At 67.1% G+C, this 21,120-nt stretch carries 9 protein-coding genes; 2 read left to right on the top strand and 7 right to left on the bottom strand.

Features of this window, described 5'->3' with window-relative positions; genetic code table 11:
• Positions 1–15: 15 nt before the first annotated feature.
• The 6 genes from mads8 to AC07AL_RS07625 all read right to left on the bottom strand — a co-directional run bounded on the left by mads8 (position 16) and on the right by AC07AL_RS07625 (position 17,491).
• Complete coding sequence (mads8, locus tag AC07AL_RS07650; RefSeq protein WP_478317167.1) at positions 16–5,472, bottom strand: methylation-associated defense system ATP-binding protein MAD8; 5,457 nt, start codon at positions 5,470–5,472, stop codon at positions 16–18.
• Between the two features lie 116 nt (positions 5,473–5,588).
• Positions 5,589–7,256, bottom strand: coding sequence for a methylation-associated defense system protein MAD7 (gene mads7 / locus AC07AL_RS07645; protein ID WP_478317166.1), 1,668 nt, complete (start codon positions 7,254–7,256; stop codon positions 5,589–5,591).
• On the bottom strand, positions 7,247–11,566 hold the full coding sequence (gene mads6, locus AC07AL_RS07640; RefSeq protein WP_478317165.1) for a methylation-associated defense system protein kinase MAD6: 4,320 nt from the start codon (positions 11,564–11,566) through the stop codon (positions 7,247–7,249). The genes mads7 and mads6 overlap by 10 nt, the downstream gene beginning before the upstream one ends.
• Complete coding sequence (mads5, locus tag AC07AL_RS07635) at positions 11,566–12,990, bottom strand: methylation-associated defense system restriction endonuclease subunit S MAD5 (RefSeq protein ID WP_478317164.1); 1,425 nt, start codon at positions 12,988–12,990, stop codon at positions 11,566–11,568. Before mads5 ends, mads6 begins: the two co-directional genes overlap by 1 nt.
• Positions 12,987–15,212, bottom strand: coding sequence for a methylation-associated defense system DNA methyltransferase MAD2 (mads2, locus tag AC07AL_RS07630; protein ID WP_478317163.1), 2,226 nt, complete (start codon positions 15,210–15,212; stop codon positions 12,987–12,989). Before mads2 ends, mads5 begins: the two co-directional genes overlap by 4 nt.
• Positions 15,213–15,370: 158 nt before the next feature.
• Positions 15,371–17,491, bottom strand: coding sequence for an AIPR family protein (locus AC07AL_RS07625; protein WP_478317162.1), 2,121 nt, complete (start codon positions 17,489–17,491; stop codon positions 15,371–15,373).
• A gap of 153 nt (positions 17,492–17,644) precedes the next feature.
• Between AC07AL_RS07625 and AC07AL_RS07620 the strand changes: the two genes are divergently transcribed.
• Complete coding sequence (locus tag AC07AL_RS07620; RefSeq protein WP_478317161.1) at positions 17,645–18,067, top strand: hypothetical protein; 423 nt, start codon at positions 17,645–17,647, stop codon at positions 18,065–18,067.
• A gap of 309 nt (positions 18,068–18,376) precedes the next feature.
• On the opposite strand, the gene AC07AL_RS07615 is transcribed toward AC07AL_RS07620, so the two are convergent.
• On the bottom strand, positions 18,377–19,516 hold the full coding sequence (locus AC07AL_RS07615; protein WP_478317160.1) for a Fic family protein: 1,140 nt from the start codon (positions 19,514–19,516) through the stop codon (positions 18,377–18,379).
• Between the two features lie 59 nt (positions 19,517–19,575).
• Between AC07AL_RS07615 and AC07AL_RS07610 the strand changes: the two genes are divergently transcribed.
• Positions 19,576–20,847 carry a tyrosine-type recombinase/integrase gene (locus AC07AL_RS07610; RefSeq protein ID WP_478317159.1) on the top strand — a complete coding sequence of 424 codons (1,272 nt, stop codon included), beginning with the start codon at positions 19,576–19,578 and terminating at the stop codon, positions 20,845–20,847.
• Positions 20,848–21,120 lie beyond the last annotated feature (273 nt).

Here is a 21,120-nt window from a genome sequence, read left to right as displayed (position 1 = left end):
CGGCTCGCTGCCGACCTACCGCCCGCCGGACGCAGTCTTCGTTCCTCCACCGTGCCGGGTCACCCGAGGACGACACCGCACACGGACAGCGCCATGAGTGAACGCCGGGTCCGTGGACTTGCTCGCCCACACGTACGCCTCTCCGGGCTGGAGCTGCGCCATCTGCTCCGAACGCAGCCCGGCGAAGGCGGTGTTCGCCTTCTGGAGGTGCTTCAGCCAGGCGGGTGAGGTGAACTTGTGCAGGATGACGTGGTCGGAGAGCTCGATCAGCGAAATCGGCACGGAGGGCGGGTCCTGGCTGGCGACCAGGATGCTCATGCCCTTGTGGCGCATCTCGCGGACCGTCTCGACGAGGCCGGCGACGAGGTCGGGGCTGTCAATGTACTTGTGCGCTTCGTCGAAGACGACCAGCTTGTTGAAGTGTTCGTCTCCGTGACGGGCCTCGGCGAAGAGCTGCATCAGGACGAGGAAGAGGCCGAGCGCCTCGTCCTTCTCGATGTACTCGTCGCGAAGGTCGACAATAATCAGTCGCCCGGGTCGGATGAGGCTGGTGAGCTGCGCGCTGTCATCGATGTAGTCCTCGGCCAGCTTGAGCCGTTCCAGAGCCAACTGCTTGATGTGGTCGGGCATGTCGGAATCCGCCACACCTTGCCGGATGACGCTGAGACTCAGGTTGTTGCGGTTCGACCGCATGATGCGGGTCAGCTGCCGGATGTACGTCGACTGGTTGCCGACCGCTCCCATGAGGAAGCGCCAGTGGGATGCCTGGAGTTCGCTGGAGGAGAAGGCCAGCGGCCGGACGTCGATGCCGGGGAACTGCCTTTGGCGGTCGGCGACCTGATCGGCGGGGGCGAGGAGCAGGACGTCCGACAGCGCCTGAGGTTCGGCTCCGTAGCGCTCCTTCAGGACCTCCAGCTGCACCTGGTCGTCGTTCGGCAGCGCCATGGAGGTGAATTCAGGGGCGTAGTCCATGGTCCGGCTGTAGTGGAACACCACGGTCGCGAGGGGATGGGGAAGCTCGTTGACCGGCGCCGCGGGCAAGGACGCCATTTCGATGATGCTGCCCAGGGTGTAGCTCTTGCCACCGCCTTGTACGCCGAAAAGGCTGATGGTGTGGGTCTCGTCGAGGTCGACCGCGATCTTCCGCCCGGCCGCTTCACCGAGCACACCGTGCTGCAGGGAAGGACGAGTGACGCCGAGGAAGATGTCGGGAGCTCCCCCTTGAGGAGCCGAGCCCGGCGTCACCGGGGTGGGCTGGGCATCGATGGTCGGGGCGTCGTGGAAGCCGTGCCGGTCGAGGACGGTCTCCGTTCGTTGCGGAGCTTCGTCCTCATCGGAGAGGGGAGGAACGACCAGTGAGGCGACGTCCGGGGCGGCGAGCGCCGGATCGTCGAGCACAGATGTGCTCTCGTCCACATCCGTGGCGGCTTCCGCTTCGCCTTCTCCGGCCCGGTTGCTCACCGGTTCCCGGGCGTCTTCCCCCTCGGGCGCGCGGAAGCCGGCGTCAGGGAGCCGCGGCACAGCCAGCTGCACCAAGGCCAAGGTGGGGGCGGTAGCGGCTCCGTCCGCGTGCAGCCCGTCCTCTTCCCGCTCCTCGACGGACGCATCCGTCAACACAGCAACGCCCGGCCGCTCGGTGGGAATCGCGTCGATCAGCTCGGTGATCAAGTCGCGACCGATCCGGTGGTATTCCACTCCGTCTTCTGACTCGCGATCGGTACCACTTCGGGCGAGGTCGAAGATCAGGCCGCTGCGCGTGAAGTCGAGGCGGTAGCCCTCGTCGAGGCTGTCGAGGAGGGCATGAGCCGAGACCCGAGGTGCCTGGCCCATGGTGCCGTGGCGTGCCGCGCGCTCCAGGTAGAAGCGGAGCATGGAGCCGAGGGCGAGGTTCTTGACCGGGCGGTCGATGCGGTCCGGGGTGGTGCGGGCAGAGTCGAAGGACTCGGCCAGGATGCTCTCGCTCTGTCCCAACTGCTGGGCGACCTTGGCCTTGAGGCGCTGGTAGGCGCCGATGTCGTCGAGCGCGGTGTAGCACTTGACCTCGAGGAGACGGCAAGTGACGGTCCGTCTCCGCGCGTTGAGGTGAAACAGTGCGAGGTCGCTGCGCTGGAAGGAGAGCGAGTCGCCCAGTTCGCGGGACTGGCGGCGTACTTCGGTGTACAGCTCGGGGTGGGCGTCGAGCGGGACGACGATCTGATTGTGGAGGGCGTCCTGGTAGTCCAGGTAGAGCCGGGCCAGGGAGAGGCCGAGGACTTCGGTGCGCTGGTTGGGGGCGGTGGAGGCCAGCTTGAAGGCGAGGTTGCCGGAGAGCAGGCGCAGTTGGTCGAAGAACGTGTTGAGGTGCCGCTCCTCCACCTCGATCCCGTGCTGCTGGGCGGTCGGGCCGAGCAGGGTGCGCAGTTCGTCGACCGAGTTCGAGCTGACCATGATCTGGTGGCCGAGGCTGCTGTCGAGCGACGGCGCGTAGTCGATGACGTACTCGGGGCGGCCACGCTGTCCGGCGTGGTCGAAGTACTCAAGGCCGAGGGTGCGGTCGATGGTGACGACCCAGTCGCTGATCTGATGGGCTTGGTAGAGCAGGGCGCGGTCGTCGTTGTCGAGGGAGAGAACGGTGCAGGGCACGTTGCGTGGCGCCTGCCCGGCTGTGGCGACGTTGGCGGCCGCACTGGCGAGCAAGCCGGGCAGGCGGCTCAGGAGAGTGGCGAGGTCTTCGGAGTCCTCAGTGGGCAGGGCAGTTCCGTGGCGCGGGACAGTTCGCCAGACGATCTGCTGCTCGGTGTCCTCGTACGCAGCGGAGGTTGCCTGGATGAGTCCGTGTACCGGCGCGTTGACGATGTCGTGCCGCTTGACGGAGCTGTGCTGCTCGCCCCCGAAGGCATCGATGAGGACGGCCAGGTGGGCGTCGAACTCGAAGGAGGGCTCTCTGAATTCCTCGACGGAGCGGACGGAATAGACGAGCTTCGCGTTTCGGGTATCGCCCGCCGTGTGCAGGAAGGCTTCCGCCTCGGCCGAGGAGATCTGGTTCTGGGCGCTGAGCAGTTCATCCAGCGCCGCGCCGGTCTCCGGGGCCTCCGGGTCGGTGACGCACAGCTGGATGTCGTACGTGAGGTCGCGGGTGGCGGGGCGCCGCTGGAGTTCGAGGAGGGCGTCGGCGACGATTTCGGCCCGGCCCGCATTGACGACGTTCATGACGAGGGTGCGAACGTACGGGTGCAGGCGTACGTAGCGCTCTATGCGGTCGGCCAGGGCTGTGCCGGACAGTGCGCTGGAGCCGCTTGCCATGCGTGTGCCGGTGGTGGGGAGATTCAGCGCGGCGGTGAGCCGACCGAGCAGTCCACGGGGGTCGGCGGTCTCGCTGGGGAGGTAGGCACCCCAGTACGGGGTGAGATTGTCCGTGGCTGCCATGAGGCGTCCGTCCTGGCGCGGGATCGCGAAGGGGAACCCGAGCGGGGAGAGCGCTTCGAGGAGGGAGTCGCGGGCGGCGATGATGCGGCGCTTGTCCTCGCCGCCGAGTCGGCTGGTCCACTCCTGGCCCATGGCAGACCAGGTGGCCAGCCAGAGGGCGCGTAGCGGGTGGGTGGGTGAGGCGAGCAGGACAGTGTCGCGTCGGCCGAGGCCGTCCGTGAGGGTGACGGCAACACAGTCGATCTGCTGGATCCGGGCCAGCGCCAGGAGAGCGGCGCCGCGTGCGTCGTCGCCTGCCCGCTCGGCCTGGAGCGACTGGGCCTCCACCAGTTCGGCGTACGCCTCGGCGTAGGCGGCGAGGTCATCGCGTACGGTCTCGAAGTCGACGGCCTCGCTCACCAGGAGCTCGGCCGGTTCCATCGCGTCACCGTTCCGACCGCTCACGGCGGCGAAGTAGGCATTCCGTGCAGCGAGGAAGACGTCGTACGCCTCGGCGGCCCGCCCGGTCAGGTCGCCGGCCACGTCGTCGTCATCACAGGCTGGCATCTCGGCGGTGCCATTGGGGTTCAGCACGAGACGGCGCAGCGAGGTGTCTTCAGGCCGAGCGAGCAGATCCTGCTGGGCCTGTACGAGCAGGGGGGAGAGGCGGATCTCGGCGCTGCCCGCCGGATGGATCCTGGCGTTGAGGGCCCGTTGGGGGCCGCGCAGAGTGGTCGCCTTCCACCGGATGTCATTCAGCGTGACGCGGGTCGGGTCGTCCCCGGCGGCGAGGGCCTCGAACTGCAGGGACCGGAGTGCCTGGGCGACTCCGTCGTGGCGGCCTGCGCTGCGCTCCGGCGGCTCGTCGGCCTCGGCGTCGGGGATGACGTAGAAGCGCTCGCTCTCTCCGCCCGGCTGTTCGTGGGCGCTGGGAGCGACGTCGAGCGCGTCGCCCGACACGGAGAGCGGGGTGACCCGGACGTAGTGCCACCCCTCCTCCCAGTCGATCTTGTTCAGCCGGGTCAGCTTGACCTTGTACTCGGGCTTCGCCCGAGTACCCCTGCCGATGTGGGCCGCCCTTCCGATTGGCCCGCCGTTCTCCGCGACAATCTCCACTCGGAAACGTTCGAGCCCATCCACCTTGAGCGGGGAGGGCTGGACAGCGAAGCGGGCCGTCAGCTCGCGTGCGCCCTTCTCGCCGGCGAGAAGGTAAGGCTGGCCCACCATCGCCTGGAGCGCTTGATAGGACTTCAGTTCCTCGGCGTTGTCACCAGCGGTGGGCAGCCCGAGCTCGCGCACGTCGATGGCAACGGTGGCCCGCCGACGTTCGTCAATGCGCCAGTTCCCGAAGGAAAGCCCCCAATTCTCGCGGTCGACGACGACACGGCGGGTCCACGCCACCGGGTCTTCCAGACCGCAGCGGGTGGCGAATCCCGCGAGCTTGGCGGCGAATCCGGCGTCGCTCAGGCCGAGGTCCAGGACGCGCTGGCGCTCCGAACGGTTCGACGAGGTCAGCTTGTCGATCAGTCCCCGGTTCCGCTCGACCCTGTCCTTGACGAGTGTGGGGTCGGCGTACAGGTCGAAGTCGGGGACGAGGCCGAAGTGGTAGATCGCCGCGCCGGAGACCTGTTCACGGTAGCCGTTGGTCTGGAGCGTCAGCAGGTACGTGGCGACCGCGCGGTCGCTCATCCGCTGGTCGGCATGGTTACGGAGGGCGGCGAGCAGCTCGTCGACGCCCTGGCGCAGCCGGGTCGGCACCTGCTGGAGGAGGTGGTCGGCCAGCTGGGCGTAGGCGTCGCCGAGCGGGACCTCCTCGAAGGTCGCGATGCCGAAGGAGTCCTCGGCGCTCACACGGGTGCCCGGCGGCACGAAGACGAGGAGCGGCCCGGGGAGGATCCCCTCGCCTTCCGTACGGTTGCGGAGCTCGACCAGCTTGGTGCTGGTGACAGTCACGTCATGGAAGGGCCGGTCCGGGGCCAGGTCGTCCGCAGGCCCGAGGACACAGACTGTGGCGGCGGGGCCGAGCGCTCCGCGCAGCCGGCGCACCAGGGGCGCCGCTAGTTCGGCCTCCACCTCGGTGACCCGCATGCAGTGTCCGGCGCCCCGCTCCCCGACCAGCTTGGTGAGCCGGGGGACGAGGACGGCTTCCAGCGCTTCGCGGAGGTCCTTGGCCGTGGGCTCCGTCAGTCCGGTGGTGCTGTTGCTCATCGGGCCGCCGCTCCCGTCGTCGCCTCGGTCCCGATGGTGTACCGGGGAGTGATGGTCTGCGTCAGATAGGCGTCGGACATGTCCTGGTAATAGCCGATCTCGCGAAGCCGGTTGAGGAAGGCCGCCGCGTTCGCCCGTAGGGCTGCCTGGTCGTCCAGGTGCGCGCCGGAGAATCCGTCGGCGTCCGGCAGCTGGTCGATGTGGAGCCCGTACCGGTCGCGCAGCAGGGCGAGGAATTCGTCCACTCGCATCGGCGAGGTCCGCAGATTTCCGGTTCCGTCGTTGCCTTCCCTGAGCAGGGACACCTGGAGGAGCACTTCGAGGAGGCGGGCGTCGAGGACGAAACGGCGGGCGGAGCTCCTGCCGTTGGAACGCCCGCCGCGCGGCTGGGCGATCAGTGCACCGGGGCGGTGCTTGAGGAGCATCGTGTCGAGGCACTCGATGAAGTAGTTACGGTAGTGACGTCCCTTGTAGTGCATCAGCATCTCGATGTACTCGTCGAAGGGGTCGAGCCCGAGCTGGGTGATCTGCTTCAGTTCGGCGGGGAGGTCCTCCTCCTCGTCCCGTACTCGGTTGACCCGCTGGAGGAAGAAGGCATCCCTGTCCTTGGTGTACGACTTGCCGAGCCGCTGCAAGGCCTCCTCCGGGGTGAAGTAGCTCCGCCCGGCCGGGTGGCTCAGCTTTGTGGTCTTGAGCGCCAGGTGATCGGAGAACTCATCGAGTTTCTTCACCTGGTAGGTCGCCTGGATGAAGCGAGGGACGCGCCGGTACCAGATCTCCGCGCTGCGTTCGGCGAGCGCGGCGGCCGGGGTTCCGGGCGCTCCTTGGACATCGAGGAAGAGTCGTACTCGGTACGGGCAGCGGTCTGCGACTTCCGTGCCCTCGTGGCCCTTGCGGCAGGCGGCGGAGGCCGCGCCGGCCTCGAGCACCGCAGGCAGCAGCTTCATCATCCGCAGGTGGTACAGGGACAGGTGGAAGGCGAAGAGGATCTTCAAGTAGTCCACGAGGACGGTGCGGGGCATGTGCTCCTGGTGATACAGCAACCGCATGACGTCCTGGCAGAGCTGCCGCGCCGGTTCCGCGCACAGCGGCGGGTAGGGCGTGCGGGGCCGTCTGGTGTCGGCCTGGTCCTGCATCTGCTTGCCCGCCTGCTGTACGAGGTGGAGCAGAGCCTGCGTCTCCACATCGGTTCCCGGACCAGGAGTGATCTCGCCGGTGGAGCGGTCCACGTCGGAGAAGAAGAACTCACGAAGGCCCTTCAGCGCGCCCTCGTTCTCCGTGAGCATCTCGTACAGCTGCTCGTCGGCCCCGTACGGGCGGGACTTGCGGCTGTTGCGGAAGCGATAGGTGAATCCGTGCAGCGGCCGAGGGCTGGCCACGGCCTCGGTCACCTTTCCCCGGTTGACCAGGTCCAGGAGGTGGGTGGACGTCCAGCGGGTGGTGGTCTCCCGGTCGAAGCCGTCGAACACCTCCGGATGCTGCAGAAAGAGCTTGACGAACACGTCTACGTCGAGGGTGTTCGCCCGGCTGATTTTGCTGGGCATGCCCCCGTGCCACAGGCGGGCCAGGAGCGCCGTGAGCACGCGGTCCATGTCCAGCGCCTTGTAGTCGAGCCGGCTGATACCGGGATGGGCGAACGTTCCCAGGGATCCGCTCAGCGCCATGTCGTCTCCTCCACCCCGGTTGCGTCCGTACTGGGCTCGTCGCCCTGGTCCGTACGAACCGTCAGTTCTTCCATGTGCAGTACGGAGTCCTCAGTGCGGTGGATCCGTCGCAGGTCGTGTCCGTGTGTGGTGAGGAGGACCTCCTGGTACGGGACCGCGGCCAGCCGGTTCTTGAAGACGGCGAGGGCGAGCTGCTGCCCCTGCAGGTCGGTGACCGAGGGCCGGTAGCCACGTTCGAAGCGCTGGAGCAGTTCGAACAGATCGAGCCGGATGTCCAGCTCAGCCGTGCCGCCCTGGTTGCCGGCTGGGGCCCGGTAGCTGAGGCGCAGCGAGGTGCGGCCGGATTCGATGTACGGCGAGGCTGGGGCCGACCCGGGTTCGAGACGGAACCCTTCGGCGGGGAACCGGCGGAAGCTGCGGATGGTGCCGCCTGGAACCTCACGTACCTTCAGCGCGAGGGCGTCACCGATCCGCTCGGGTGAGACGAGCCCTTCACCGCGGTTGAGCGCCCGCAGGATGCTGTCCCGTTGCTCGATGTCGGCGTCCGCCGTGCGGGAGAGCAGTTCCATGAAGCGCAGCACCGAGGGGTAAGGGAGCATCCGCTGGGCCCGCCCCTCGTCATGGAGCTCGAAATACAACAGACGGCGGGCCGCGTCCACGTACTGGCGGTGCGCGACGGCCTGGGAGGCGCGCTCGGTGACTGACCGGCCGAGCTGCGCGAAGTCCTGGCGGAGCAGGACGCGGTCGCGGTCTCCGCGCCCGTCGACGGTAACCAGCGCCCCGTCCTCAAGCAGCCCGACATAGTCGAGCCGCCGGTCCAACTGAGGCTGGGGCACTGCCGCGACGTCGGCCTCGCGCAGCAGGGAGAGCAGCCGGTCACGTTCCTGCGGGGTGCCTTCGGAAGTGGGCGGGGATCCGAGGTGCGCAGAGAAGTAGAAGCCGTCCAGGATCTGCTGGGACTCGCCGGCCGCGTACAGCTGGTGGATCTCGGCGCAGTCGCGACCCGAGGTGAGCGTGTAGGCGAGCGCGGAGCGCAGGTCGCGCAGCGTGATGTGGAGCTTCCCTCGCAGCTGGGTCAGCTCGTAGATACGCCGCAAGCGCCGCTTGGTCTGGGGACCGGCAGCAGGGTGCTGGAATGTCTGGGCGTTGTGCCGGGCGTAACAGACAGCGGCGAGGTCGCAGTTCTCGCAGTCCTTCCAGAAGCGGTCGCTCGTCATTCGGTCGAGCATCCGCTCCAGGAGCGACTCGCCGTCCTGCGGTTGCCCATCGGCGTCGAGCGGACGGGCGGCGGCATCACGAGCGTTGAGATTGACGACGGCTACTGCCTGCCCGGTCGCGTTCCCCACGAGACCGAGGTTCGCCAGCTTGGCAAGGTGCGGGAAGCGATCGTGGTGGTGACTGAGGAAGTCCACCAGCCGACCCTCGTTGATGGCGATCAGCCGCGTCTCGCTTCCGACCGGCCAGGCCGTCTCGTCGGCCCCGGCGAACGGTGCGAAGAACTCCTCCAGGACGTCGTCGCCGCTGGTATCGCCCTCGTCCTGGCTTCCGTCGTGGTTGGTGTGGAACCGATGCCCGGCCAGAGTGAAGTCGGTGCCGTTGGGGCGGGACGGCCCGAACTCAGCGCCGAGCTCGCGAGCCTGACGTTCGAAGCTCTCCAGGAAGGCGGTCTTGCCGTCCCCCGCGTTGCCGGTCACCACGACCAGCGCGTGCCGGCCCGCCCGGAGCGCGGGAACGAGCTCGCGGTCCAGAGCCGTCTCGACGTACACGGACATCGAATGCGGGTCGAGGCCACGGGTACCCCGGTTGCTGCGGCGACTCTGGCTGTAGAGCGTCTGCAGATGGGCGACGAACGGGTTGCTGTTCGGCTCCGGCGGGGTGCCCTGACCACCGGCGGTGACCGTCGGCGGCGCGGGCGGTCGCTGTTCAAGTACGGGCAGCGGCGCCGGTGCGGGAGCAACGCGCGCTGACTCCAGAGCTTCCAGCGCGCCAAGCAGTTCCTCGGCCGTGGTGAACCGCTCCCCCCGGTACGGGGAGATCGCCCGCAGCATGATCTCGGCGAACCCGGGCGACAGGTCACCGAATCCGGTGAACGCGGTGCGCGGATCGATCGGCCGTACCCCAGGCGACGGCTGTCCGACGCCGTCCCAGGGGTACTGGCCGCCGGTCAGCGCCTCGTACAGGGTGACTCCAAGACCGAACAGGTCCCGGTCGGTGTACCCGGTGCCGTTCGCGGGGACCTGGTCGAGGTCGGGAGGGGTGTAGCGCGGACTGGTGTAGCTATGCCCTTCGGAGGAGTCCGAGGTCTTCGCGATCCCGAAGTCGATCAGCTTGACGCCGTCATCGGTCCACAGCAGGTTGCTCGGCTTGATGTCGCAGTGCCACACTCCACGCTCGTGGATGTGGCGCAGCCCACGAGCCGTGTCGATCGCGAGCCGCAGCACGTCTGCCGCGCCCATCCGACCGCCGCGGATCACCTCGGCGACGTCCTTGCCGTCGACGAACTCGAAGACCAGGTACGGGTACTCGTCCGGCGGCAGCAGCCGGTCGGCGTCGACCATCGCCACCACGTTGGGATGCGGAGCGTGCTGCAGCCGCTGCAGCACGTCCGCCTCGCGGCGCAGCCGCTCCAGGACGGAGTCCCGGTCCCGAAGGACCAGCTTCACCGCCCGGTCGACACTCCTTATCGTGTCGTAGACCCGGTAAGCCACTCCGAACGAACCGGGACGCCCGAGCCGGTTGCGTACCAGGTACTTCGTGCCGAGCTGAAAGTCGGCCGGGAGCTCCTTGAAGAACTCCGGGCCGCGCGGACCGTCCGGTGCCTGCGGTGCGGGACCCTGCGACCGTACAGCAGACGAGGAGGAGCCGATCCGCTTGGCGGGAGCGTTCCGCGCACCCATGACGAGATCGAGCCGCCGCAGCGCCTCAACGGCGGTCGGCCGGCCGTCCGGATCTGTCGCGCACAGCTTCTGCAGCCAATGGGCCAGCTCGACACGGACCTGCGCGGCCTCCAGACCGCTTGCCGGCAGCCGCCCGACCGCACCGGCCTGTTCGGTCGCCGAGGTGAACGGCAGCTCGCCGGTGAGCAGTTGGTACCCGATGACGCCGACGGCGTAGATGTCGGCCTTCATCCCCATCGCGGCGGGGTCGGCGTGGCACTCAGGCGCAAGGTACGCACGGTCGGCCGCCTGGTGCGCCTCCCGCAGCACGGTGTGCGCACGGCGCTGCGCGGTCTTCGCGTACTCGAAACCGGTCAGCATCGCCCGGCCGTCCTGCGCGATCAGGACAGTTGACGGGTTGAGCTCGCGGTGCGCGATGTGCCGCTGGTGCGTGTGCGCGAGGCCCATCAGGATGTGCCGGATCGTCCGCAGCTTCGCGTCCGCGGTCAGCGGGTCGACGGCCCCGGTCAGATGCAGTGTCAGTGCGTGCCCGGGCACATCGTCGTAGACGGTGACGAAGACACCCTCGTCGTCATTGGGGAAGAAGTCCCGCACGCCGACGATGTTGGGGTGCGAGGGCAGCTTGCCGAGCGCCTCGTACGCGATGCCGATCCGCTTCTGCTGCAGCAGCCGCTCCGCCTCCGGGGCGTACGGGTCAGCCTTGCGGACGGAGAGCCTGACCGTGCCCGACCCCTGCGGTGCGATGGCGTTCTTGGCCCGGTACTCGCGGAGGATGCCATCCCCACTCTCCTCCGGCGAGGTCTCGCCGAGCCGCTCAATCACCTCCCAGTTGCCGAACCGCAGTGGCCCGGAAGGCGGTCGCGACGAGCCCTGGATCGTACGCACGATCAGCTCGTGGTGCGCGGAGATCTCCGTGTCGAACCGATTGGTGGAGGTGGGGACGCGGCTCACGTCAGCGAGTCGGGCGATCAGGTCCGGCAGCGTCACAGTGTCGTGAGCGTCTAGCTGTCGGGGAGTCCGGTCGACGAGCAGGGCGTCCGGCGCAGGCAACACCACGAGGGCATCGGTGTAGATCCGGGACAGCTGTCGGTGAGCCGTCTCAAGGATCGTCTTCAGCTGCCTCGCGTGCCCGCGCAGCTTCGGCAGCGGGGAGCGGAACGGCGCCCGGCGGGACGGATGCCACTTCCTGCCGTCGACCTCGATGCGGCCCCGGGTGCCCTTGACGTCGATGACGAACACGGCATTCCCGGTCACCACGACGAGGTCGACCTCGAACAGCTCGTTCTGGTAGTGCGGAATCTCGATGGAGTGCAGGACCGTCCAGTCGTCGGGGGCGTGATCTCGCAGGTGCGCGATCACCCTCCGCTCGGCATCGTTGACGGCCTCCCCAACTGCAACGATCCTGGCACCCATCAGCCGGCGGCCTCCTCGATGGCGGTGGTGAGCAACGCGAGGGCTTTGTCCTCAAGGACGTCGGCGCGGTCGCGCTTCCTGTAGGCGCCTCGGACAGTTTCGGCGATGCGGGCACGGTCAGCGGGGGGCGCGAGCGGGATGTGCAGTTCACGCAGGAACTGCGGGTGATATTCCTGCTGCTTGCCTCCGACGCTGAAGGAACGAAGGGCCCGGAATGCTGCCTCCGAACGGAAAAAGGCAAACAAGTAGGCACCGGAGACTTCAGAGTCACCGCTGACGAGGCGGACGTAGTCCTGGCTGTATGCGTGTTCCAGCCATGATCCAGTCACGAAGATCGATCGGCTGTACACCTCGTTCTCGCCGAGGGTCCCACGCGCCGCGATCAGGATCGTTTCGTCGGTGACCCGAATGTCGTCGGGAGCCTGCGCTTCATTGATCCAGCGCCCTTCAGGACGCAGCCAGAAGGACTGGCGCTGGCCGATGAGGCGGACACCATGCCCCGGGTCGCTGTCGAAGCGCTTGAACCGGGCGCCTGTCCGCAGGGTTCCCCCCTCACAAATCGAGCCGAGCGATCGGCCGGACACCGACCCCAACTTCTCGATCAATTGCTGAGCTCGCGGCGCGAAGTTCAACGCTCGAAGCGAGGCCGACCCAATGCTTGCAACCTCGAACCCGAGATCCCGCTCCTGCTGGTGCCAGCGCAGCTCACTCAGCTCGGGCAGCCCGTTACTCTCGAAGAAGTCCTTAGTCGCTGCCACCAGGTCCGCCTGGTGCTGTGCCCGTAGCCGCGCACTGCTCTCGATCAGACGGTGAATTTGCCCTTCGAGGTCCGCACCGAGGCGTGGCACCGGAATCCCCGCGATGTGGTGCGGCTCGATGTGCTTCACCGCCGATCCGTACACGGATCCACGAACGAGCGACTCGCCGAACCGGCTGAGGAGGAAGGCATACAGATACCCGGACTTGATCTTCTCCGGATCTGGCTCGACCTTGAGAGTGTCCTGCGACGACCAGCAGTCACCCATGTCAGGCCGGACGTACGCCCTTCGGCCAGCATTGAACCCTGAGCACGAAATGAGTGTCATCCCCGGCTTGAGCCGGAGGTACGACAAGGCCGCCGACTCCGCATCCGACTTCCGTAGCCGAGGCAGCCTTGTGAGGTCGGCCGCCATCATGTCCTTCGTGCCGAGGAACGGCACGCTGTGCTCAGGGTCCGTGAGATAGACCCTGCGGAACATGGGGCCGTTGAAAATTCCCCCGTTGTGCCCGTGCGTCAGGCTCGCCAGCGGCTCCGTCTTCGGCAACTGCTCCAGCAGCTTCTTGGTCTTCAGTGAGCCCGAGACATACGGCGAGGCATCCAGCCTCAGCCCCTGCTCCGCGAGCCAGCTGGACATCACCGGGTTGGAAAGGCTCGCGATCTTCACGCGCCCGTCCCCGCGACCTTGCGCGCGTCCACACCCGGCACGGGATGCTTGGCCCGGAACTCCCGATACTTCTCTGCGATCACCGGCAGGTCGTTGTCGATGACCTTCTTACTGCGCCTCAGCGGCCGGGTCACTTCCTTGCCCCGGATACGAAGCCGTTCCATCACGACCTCCGTTTCCACGACGATGTCTCCGTTGGGCTCACGCTTGTACAGGTCGTTTCCGCGCCGGTCGAAGCCGACCTTCTCGGCGACTGCCATGAAGACCGGGTACGGCTTCTCCGTCCCCATCCGGTGATTGCGCACCTCCTGCTCGGTCTTCCGCTTCAGGAAGAGGAGCGTAGTGAGGATGTTGACGTTGGCGTCGACGACGAACGTTTCCACCGGCAGCTCGACGCTCGCGAGCACCCAGCAGTGTTCCAGGATGTACCGGCGGATCGCCTCGTCGGTCGGCCCGGGGTTCGACAGGATGCCGTTGGGCAGGACGATGCCGATCCTGCCGCCGGGCTTGACCCACTCGATGGCCCGCTGGATGAACAGCTGCTCCGGCGCCATGCTCGTCGGCGTAGTGGTGCTGCTCGCCTCGACCTCGCCGGTCTCCTTGTTCCGTCCCCATGACTTGGCGATGCCGTCACGGAACGAACCGAGAACTGACTCGTCACTGACCGGGATGTCCGCTCCGAACGGCGGGTTGGTCAGCAGCACGTCGACGGTTTTGCCCAGCGGAACCTTCTTCTTCGCCGGCTCCACACCGGCGAGGTGCCCGCGCGGAAATGCGAGGGAGTCCATGTGGAAGACGTTGCCGGTGGTTTGGGCGAGCGTCATGATCGCCATGGTCGTTGCACGTACCAGGAACGGGTCGAAGTCCGAGCCGACCAGGTGCTTCTCCGCGTACGTCTTGAGCCGGTCGCCGTAGCGCTCGCGCTCCTCCTCGGTGTCAGGGAAGCCGAAGGTGCCGGCCTCCCTCTTCCAGCTGTCGCGCAGATGCTTGAGCGTGGCCTGGAGGAAGCCACCGGTGCCGCACGTCGGGTCGAGAACGGTCTCGTCCTCCTGGGGATCGAGCATCTCCACCATCAGGTTGACCGCACCGCGCGGGGTGAAGTACTGGCCCCGATCGCCGCGCAGGTTGGTGCCGACGAGCTCCTGGTACGCGATGCCCTTGGCGTCGACATCGGTGCCGGTCAGGTCGTACGGGGCGAGCTCACTGACGATGAAGGCGAGCGCACGGTCGGACAGGGTGATCTCGTCGCTCGGCTTGAAGACGTCCTTGTACTCGGTCTTGACGTCCTCGAAGAGCTCCTTGACGCGGGTGCTGATGGCGGCGCGCCCGTCCTGGTCGAACATCTCCTTCAGGCCGGTACGGAACCGTCCCCGCCCGGTGCCGCGGCTGACCCGCTCGTCGTACATCTTGGAGAACAGCAGGTAGAGGAACTGCCAGAACGCGGCGTCCTTCGGCATGCCCTCGTTGCCGTGGATGTAGTTGTGGCAGCGCCGGAAGGCGATCTTGAGCATTTCCGGGTCGGCCTGGCGCAGCCGTTGGTGCGAGGCGACGGTCCGGCTACCGATGGTGCCGTCGGCGACCTCCCAGTCGCTGCGGTCCTCGAAGGTCACCCCAAAGTCGCCGACCACCTTCTTGAGAAAGAAGAAGTCGACGCCGTCGGTCCACATGCCGTCCACGCAGTTGGGCCGGTCCTCGTTGCCCATCAACTCCTGGAGCTCAGCAAGGTCCTTCTTCGCCTGCTCGGGCTCGCGGATCTTCACGACGTTCTTGCCGCGATTGGGCTCCTGCTTACAGACGACGACTCGGCGCAGGTTAGCCGTGGTGTGCGGCATCCCGGACTCGAAGATCGCGATGTCGGCCTTCTTCGTCCGCTTGCGCGGGGCACCTTCTTCGCTCACCGTGACGGAGAAGTCGCGGGCCATGTCGTGAGGGTCGATACCGTGTTCGTGGACGAGAGCCCGGGCGATGCGCTGGCGCACCTTCTCCTTCGCCGTCTCCTTGATCGCGCTACCGCTGATGTAGTCGACGACCTGGCCCTCTTCCAGGGCCGTGACCTGGGGCTGGGTATCCGCCGCCGCAGGCTCCGCACCGTCCTCGGGCTGCTGCGGGATGTCCAGGTCCAAGGTCAGTTCCTCCATCGACGTGCTGCTCTTCTTCCTTGTACTCGTTGGTGCCGGCGGCCCGATCAGGCAGGTCTGGGGGTGCACGACCAGAACCGCCACCTGTGATCCTACGGCCGGGGCGGCATGCCCGACGGCGCTTCCGGCCGGGCCACGATCAATCTGGGCGGTGGCACGGCGCGAACTTACTTCGAGGCACTGACAATGCCGAGGAACCGTTTGTAGCGTCGTCACCGCTGCCACCGCACAGGCCGTGAAAGTCAGCTACCCACCGGCTCGTCTCCCACGTCCAGCCCTTCATCCAGCCGGACCGCCAGTGCCAGCTCATCGAGAGACCCCTCACCCGGGACGAACCAGCGAAGCGTGCCTTGCACGGACGACGCCACTCCGGACGCCAGGCGGCGCATCTCCTTGGCGAGACCACTGGGCGAGTACCACCCCTCGTCCGCATGCCACTGCAGGGGCTGACGACCGTTGGCGTTGCTCCACGTGGCCAATGACCGCCTGGGGTCCTCTGCCAGCCACTCCGCCATGTCACGACGCTCGGGCTTGCTGTACGGCCGGAACTCCAGGATCGTGCCGTCCGCGATGCGGCCGTTCGCGATCAGGGTGGTGACGGCGTTGACCTGCCGGCCGCGCGTCTCGACCTCGGTGACCTGGTAGTCCTCTCCCAGGGCTGGAGCGCCACGGTCGGAGTCGAGCCCGCGCAAAGCAGCCCGGACAACCCGCTCAATCCGCTCCGTGTTCCGCACCGCGGCGATGATGTGGCTGGACTTTCCGTACTCCTCATCGATTGCGGAGAGCGACCAGGCAAGGGAGTCCCGCACCAGTTCGGGAACCTTTACGAGTTCCCGTGGCCAGTGATAGGACGGGTCCTCGATGAATCGGGTGTCCAGTCGGCGGAAGACGATGTGGGTGACCAGGAGGTCTCCGTAGAAGGCCGCCGCGTCAGCCCTCCACAGCAGCCCGTCCCGGAGGTTCTGGAGCTGAGCCCGCACCTCGCGGAGGAGCTCTACCGAGCGCCACACCCGGAAGGCGTTTGGGGCCGACCCGAAGATCTCCTGGTAGGTCTTGTCCTCCCAGAGGCCGGCGAGATTCTGATCACGCTTGGCCAATGCGGCGAGCTGTGCATTCGGGTTTGTGGCAGCCAGCGCCTCGGCGGCCTCCGCCATCGAGCAGCCGTGCTCGGGCGGCGGCAGAGCCTCGCCCCGCTTGATCACATAGCTGAGGTGCAGCATCAGGGCGAAGTCGTCACGGAGCTGGACCTGCACCTTGTCGAGGGACTTGAAGTCGCGCTCCTCGATCGGGTTCTGCGTGTTCGTGTTCGTGGTGACGTGATCGCCGAAGCCGGGCGGGCAGTCCTCCAGGGAGATCAGGCGCACCATGACCCTGCCGTACTGGGCGGTGTCCGGATCCGCAGTGTACGCTCGGTGAATGGCGCTCACCGTCTGTGCGCCGTTGACCACGCTAGCGCCGATGAGTTGGAAGTCCCCGACCTTGCCAGGGACCGCCTTGCCAACCGGCTTGATCATCTCGCAGAGCATGGTGATGCCGTTGCTGAAGTACCAGAAGTGCTCCGGCTCCTCCAGCAAGGTGTTCCTGATCTTGATGTTGACGTCGGTCAGATCGAGGTTGTCGCGGATGTTGCGTGCGAAGAGGCCGCGCCGGTGCTCGCTGTAGAGGTCAGCGAGATCTGCGGCGGTCATGGTCCCGTACAGGGCCTTGTACGGAGTCGATTCCTGTACGAAGCCGTCCAGCCGAACCCGAGCGTCGATCCTCGGGGCGGCCGCGTCCCCGAGGATGGCACGGTGGAAATCGCGCAGGTCCAGGACCTTGTAGTCGACCATCTCCTCGACCTGGTTCAGCTCGGCGAGCTTCTCCTTGATGAGCTCCCGGGTGCCCTCGTCGAGTGGAGCGGTACGCATCAGTGCGAGAACCAGTGTGATCTTCGGTGTGCCGATCTCGAAGGCCTGCTCGATCTCGGGGACGAACTGCTGGAAACGGCTGTTGAACTTGGAGTACTGAAGGTCGAGCATCCTGTTCAGGCCGCGGAACATCCGGTCGACCTCGGTCTCTCCGAAACCACCCTTCAGGTTGTCGCTCCACTTGGCCTGTACCAGGCAGATCCTCGGCTGCGGAGCCCTCACCTCGACGGCGATGGCATCGAGGCCGCGGTCGTCGTCGCCATCGAAGATCCTGATCGCTGCGGCACGGTCACTGCAGGGGTGCTCGATCTGCACGGCGAGTGCGGCCAGCCCGCGGCTGAGGAACGCCTGGACGTAGTCCTTCTCCGCGACCTTCGCCTTGTCCTTCATGTCGATGAGGTCGGTGAACCGGTCCTCGATCGCCTTGCGGACATACCTGACGTGCAGCTTGCTCATGTTCCACCCCTGTCAGTGCACCAGATCGTCAACACCTTATCGAGGCAATGGCCTTGATGCTGACTGAACGTCACTCGTTGTAGTTGACCGTCCGTGAAGGCTCGCTACCTGTGATGGGCGGCACGGTCGCTCCGGTGAGCCAGCCGATTTCTGTTGAGGTACGCCGGCCCGGCGGCAGGTGCCGGGGCGGACCAACCTTCCCCGACCTCCTCACCCGGCACTCCGACCCGCAGCAGGCCCTGCGCACCCTCACCCGCGACCTGCGCCGCCGCCCGGCGGAACCCCTCCAACCGCGAGAACTGGGCCCGGCACGTCCTCGCCCTGCCGGACCACGACCACGAGACCATCCTCGCCCTCCCCGCCTGGACAGCACTCACCATCGGCGGCCCCCGCTACCGGGGCAGCACCCATCCCGCCGCCCTCGCCCTGGTCACCACCGCGCTCGGCGACGACCCCCAGGCTTGGCAGCGCTTCGCAGACAGCCCGATCAGCCCCACCGCCTGGCTCCGCCTCGGCGAGGTCCTCGACGCCGCCTCTCACGGAGCCCCGTGGCCGAAGCCTCCCCCGTCTCGCTGAGCTGCGGTCCGTCCGCAGAAAGCTGCCGGGTTGCCGAGGCCCGGCACCCCGGGTCTGCGCTGCCGCACTTTGGGCAAGCGACGAATCTTCGTGTCAGACCGAGGTCGCGAGGTCTGGCGCTCCTTGGCGAAGTCCAGGGAAGGCTCGTCCTTCGCCACCGGGAGAAGATAGATCCAGTTACCGTCGGTCGAGCCTGCTGCTGTCGCCATGCCCGGGTTTGTTCCAGTCGGTCATGGTGCCTGTCCTGGAGTTGGTTACTCTGACAGCCCTGCCAGTCATAGCAGTTGGTGCCGCCTCGACACACCCGCGTCAGTTCCGTGCGTACGGGTCGCGCAACGGCCGGGGTTCGCGCACCCCTCGCGTAATTTCGCCCGGTAGGTCCGGGCCAGCGGTGTAGTAGCGGCCCTGGGCCTCGCCTTGGGCAGTGAGCCAGCCAGCGCGGACGAGTTCGCGGATGTCGCGTTGGGCCTGCTGCTCACTGAGCTCGGCGTCGGCTTGGTAGGTGGCGCGGCGGACGCGGTTGCTCATGGCGGCCGGGTAGAGGGCGTAGAGCATGCGGTCGGGCCAGCCGCGCTGCTCGATCGCTTCGTCGAGGGCACTCCAGACCTCGCGGGTGGTGTTCACCTGGCGTTCGACGGTCTGCGCCTGCTGGTGGTGGGCGCGCAGGCAGAAGCGGACCCAGGGGAGGGTGTCACGGTCGGGGGTCCAGACGGGGCCACCAACCTCGGCGAGGATGTCGTAGTAGCGGTAGGTGTTGCGGGCCCGGCCTAGCCACTCCTCGATGCTGGAGAACTCCGGCGCCATGATCCCTTCGCGGGCGAGGACTAGCGTGTGAAGGGCGCGGGACATCCGGCCGTTGCCGTCCGACCACGGGTGGATCGCCACCAGATTCAGGTGCGCCATCGATGCCCGCACCAGCCCGGGTGCGTCCAGGTCGCCCTCGTTCAGCCACTCCACCAGCTCACCGGTCAGTTCCGGCAGTTGCTGGGTATCGGGGGCGGTGTAGGCAGCGATCGTCGGGTCCTCAGCGGAGGTCACGTACACAGGCCCCGAGCGCCACCAGCCGGGCCGCTTGAGTAGGTGGTGGCCCTGCATCATGAAGTGCAGCGAGTTGAGCAGGCCCTTGCTGTAGGCGAAGTCGCCGCCGGCTTCGGCCAGGCGCTGGATGTAGGTCATCGCCTGCCGGTAGCCCTCGATCTCGGCCGCGACGGTGTCGTTCGCGTCGATCGGCGCCTCGCCGACCATGATGTCCTCGACGTCCGAGACGCTCGCCGCGTAGCCCTCGATGGTGTTCGAGCCAGCGATCGCCCGGGCCGTGAGGTTACGGCGCAGCTGCCCTTCCCAGCGGCGTGGGGTACGCAGATGGAGACGCAGACGGTCCCGCATCTCTTCGATCTCCGCGAGAACGGCCTGGTCGATGTCGTGCAGCGTGGGCACACCGTAAAGCATAAGGCGATGACACCATGACGGCATCATCAAGTCAAGGCAGGTCGGCGCAAGGATGGCTCATGAGTACTTCAACACCTTCCTGGAAGCCACCGGCCCCGGATCCGTTCAGCGAGATCACCACCACCGACCATCTGACTCCGTCGAGTGGCCGCTTCCCTCGGAACCGGGCCACCCACACGCCCGTCAACCACTACCAGCAGTCCACCCGGGTTGCCCCTGCTCAAACGCAGGCCTGGGCTAATTTCCTGGCCGAAGCTGTCCGCAACGGGCTCGACCCGACGCTGGTTACCCAGTGGCTGGCCGTCCTGGCCGATGCCACCGGCAGCCCCGTGCTCCCTTCCCTGGCTTCCATGCCGCTGGCCGACTACGTCAACCTCCGCCTCCCGGCCATCCTGACCGGCTTGGAAACCACCACGCACGTTCCCTACCTCGCCGGCTGGCAGCTGCGGATCGAGCCCGAGCTCGGGCACCTCCCCCTGCGCCTGATCACCACCAGCCTCATCACCGCCGCAGTCCTCGGCTGGATCGCCGACGGCTGCAGCCGCTCCACCATCAAGAACACCCTCGCCATGCTCTCCCGCACTTTCGAGCAGGCCATCGTGGACGGCATCCTCGACCGCAATCCCGCCCACATCACCGGCTGGCAGCACCAGTTCCAGCAGGCCGAGGATGAACTGCGAGACCCCCGCACCCTCGCACTGCGCGACTGGGACGCCCTCACCGAACTCGCCGACGCTCTGGTCGAAGCCTCGTACAACCACTATCGCGGCTGGGGCGACGTCGTCGTCCACAGTGCCTGTACCGCCACCCGCATCGGAGAAGTCTCTGGAGTTCGGGCCCGCGACGTCGACACTGACAAGTGGCTCCTGACCTGCCGCCGGCAGACCACCCCCGCACCCGGCGGTCTGGTCGACAAGCACACCAAAGGCCGGATCGCCCGCTTCATCCCGATCATCGAGCCGCTGCGCCCGCTCATCGCCCGCCGACTGCAGGCCACCCGCGGCGACCCCGACGCCCGCCTCTACACCGGCCCGCGCGGCGGTCGCATCAGCACCGCCGTCCTGCGCGACGCCACTCACTGGGACGAGGTCACCAGCGACCTCGGCTACGAGCACCTGCGACGCCACGATCTGCGCCACACCGGGCTCACTTGGATGGCCGACGCTGGCATCCTTCCGCACATCCTCATGGAAATCGCAGGCCACCGGCTCATCACCACTACCCAGCGCTACTTCCACCCCGACGTGCTCCGGATTCTGGAAGCCGGCCAAGCCCTCACTCATCACCTCGAGAAGCTCCAGTGCGCCGGTCAGATCACCCGCCGCTGGTAACACACCGCGACCACCATCGCCTCGAAATGGCCGCTGACAAGCCGCTCCGATGCTGCCCGAGTCACACCACGGCAAGCAGTAGGCGCCAGAAAGGCCTTAGAAATACCCCGATATGAACCAGTTTGACCCACTTGACCGACGCCCGGCGCACTTGACCGAAGGTCAAGTGCGCCACCACGCCTCGCTCCAGCAAAACAGCAAGGAGGTCTCGCACTTCACCTTGAGATCGAAGAACAATCCGCATACCAGCCACTGGGGCAACGGGTGGCGACG

The organism is Kitasatospora sp. NPDC043949 (assembly GCF_056435365.1).
This window is presented reverse-complemented; position numbering and strand designations above follow the sequence as displayed.

What these genes read in the sequence shown, in the direction of transcription:
- mads7 (WP_478317166.1), bottom strand. Translation starts at nt 7,256, where the DNA reads ATGGCGCTGAGCGGATCCCTGGGAACGTTCGCCCATCCCGGTATCAGC.
- AC07AL_RS07625 (WP_478317162.1), bottom strand. Translation starts at nt 17,491, where the DNA reads ATGAGCAAGCTGCACGTCAGGTATGTCCGCAAGGCGATCGAGGACCGG.
- mads8 (WP_478317167.1), bottom strand. Translation starts at nt 5,472, where the DNA reads ATGCGGGTCACCGAGGTGGAGGCCGAACTAGCGGCGCCCCTGGTGCGC.
- AC07AL_RS07615 (WP_478317160.1), bottom strand. Translation starts at nt 19,516, where the DNA reads ATGCTTTACGGTGTGCCCACGCTGCACGACATCGACCAGGCCGTTCTC.
- mads6 (WP_478317165.1), bottom strand. Translation starts at nt 11,566, where the DNA reads ATGGGTGCCAGGATCGTTGCAGTTGGGGAGGCCGTCAACGATGCCGAG.
- AC07AL_RS07610 (WP_478317159.1), top strand. Translation starts at nt 19,576, where the DNA reads ATGAGTACTTCAACACCTTCCTGGAAGCCACCGGCCCCGGATCCGTTC.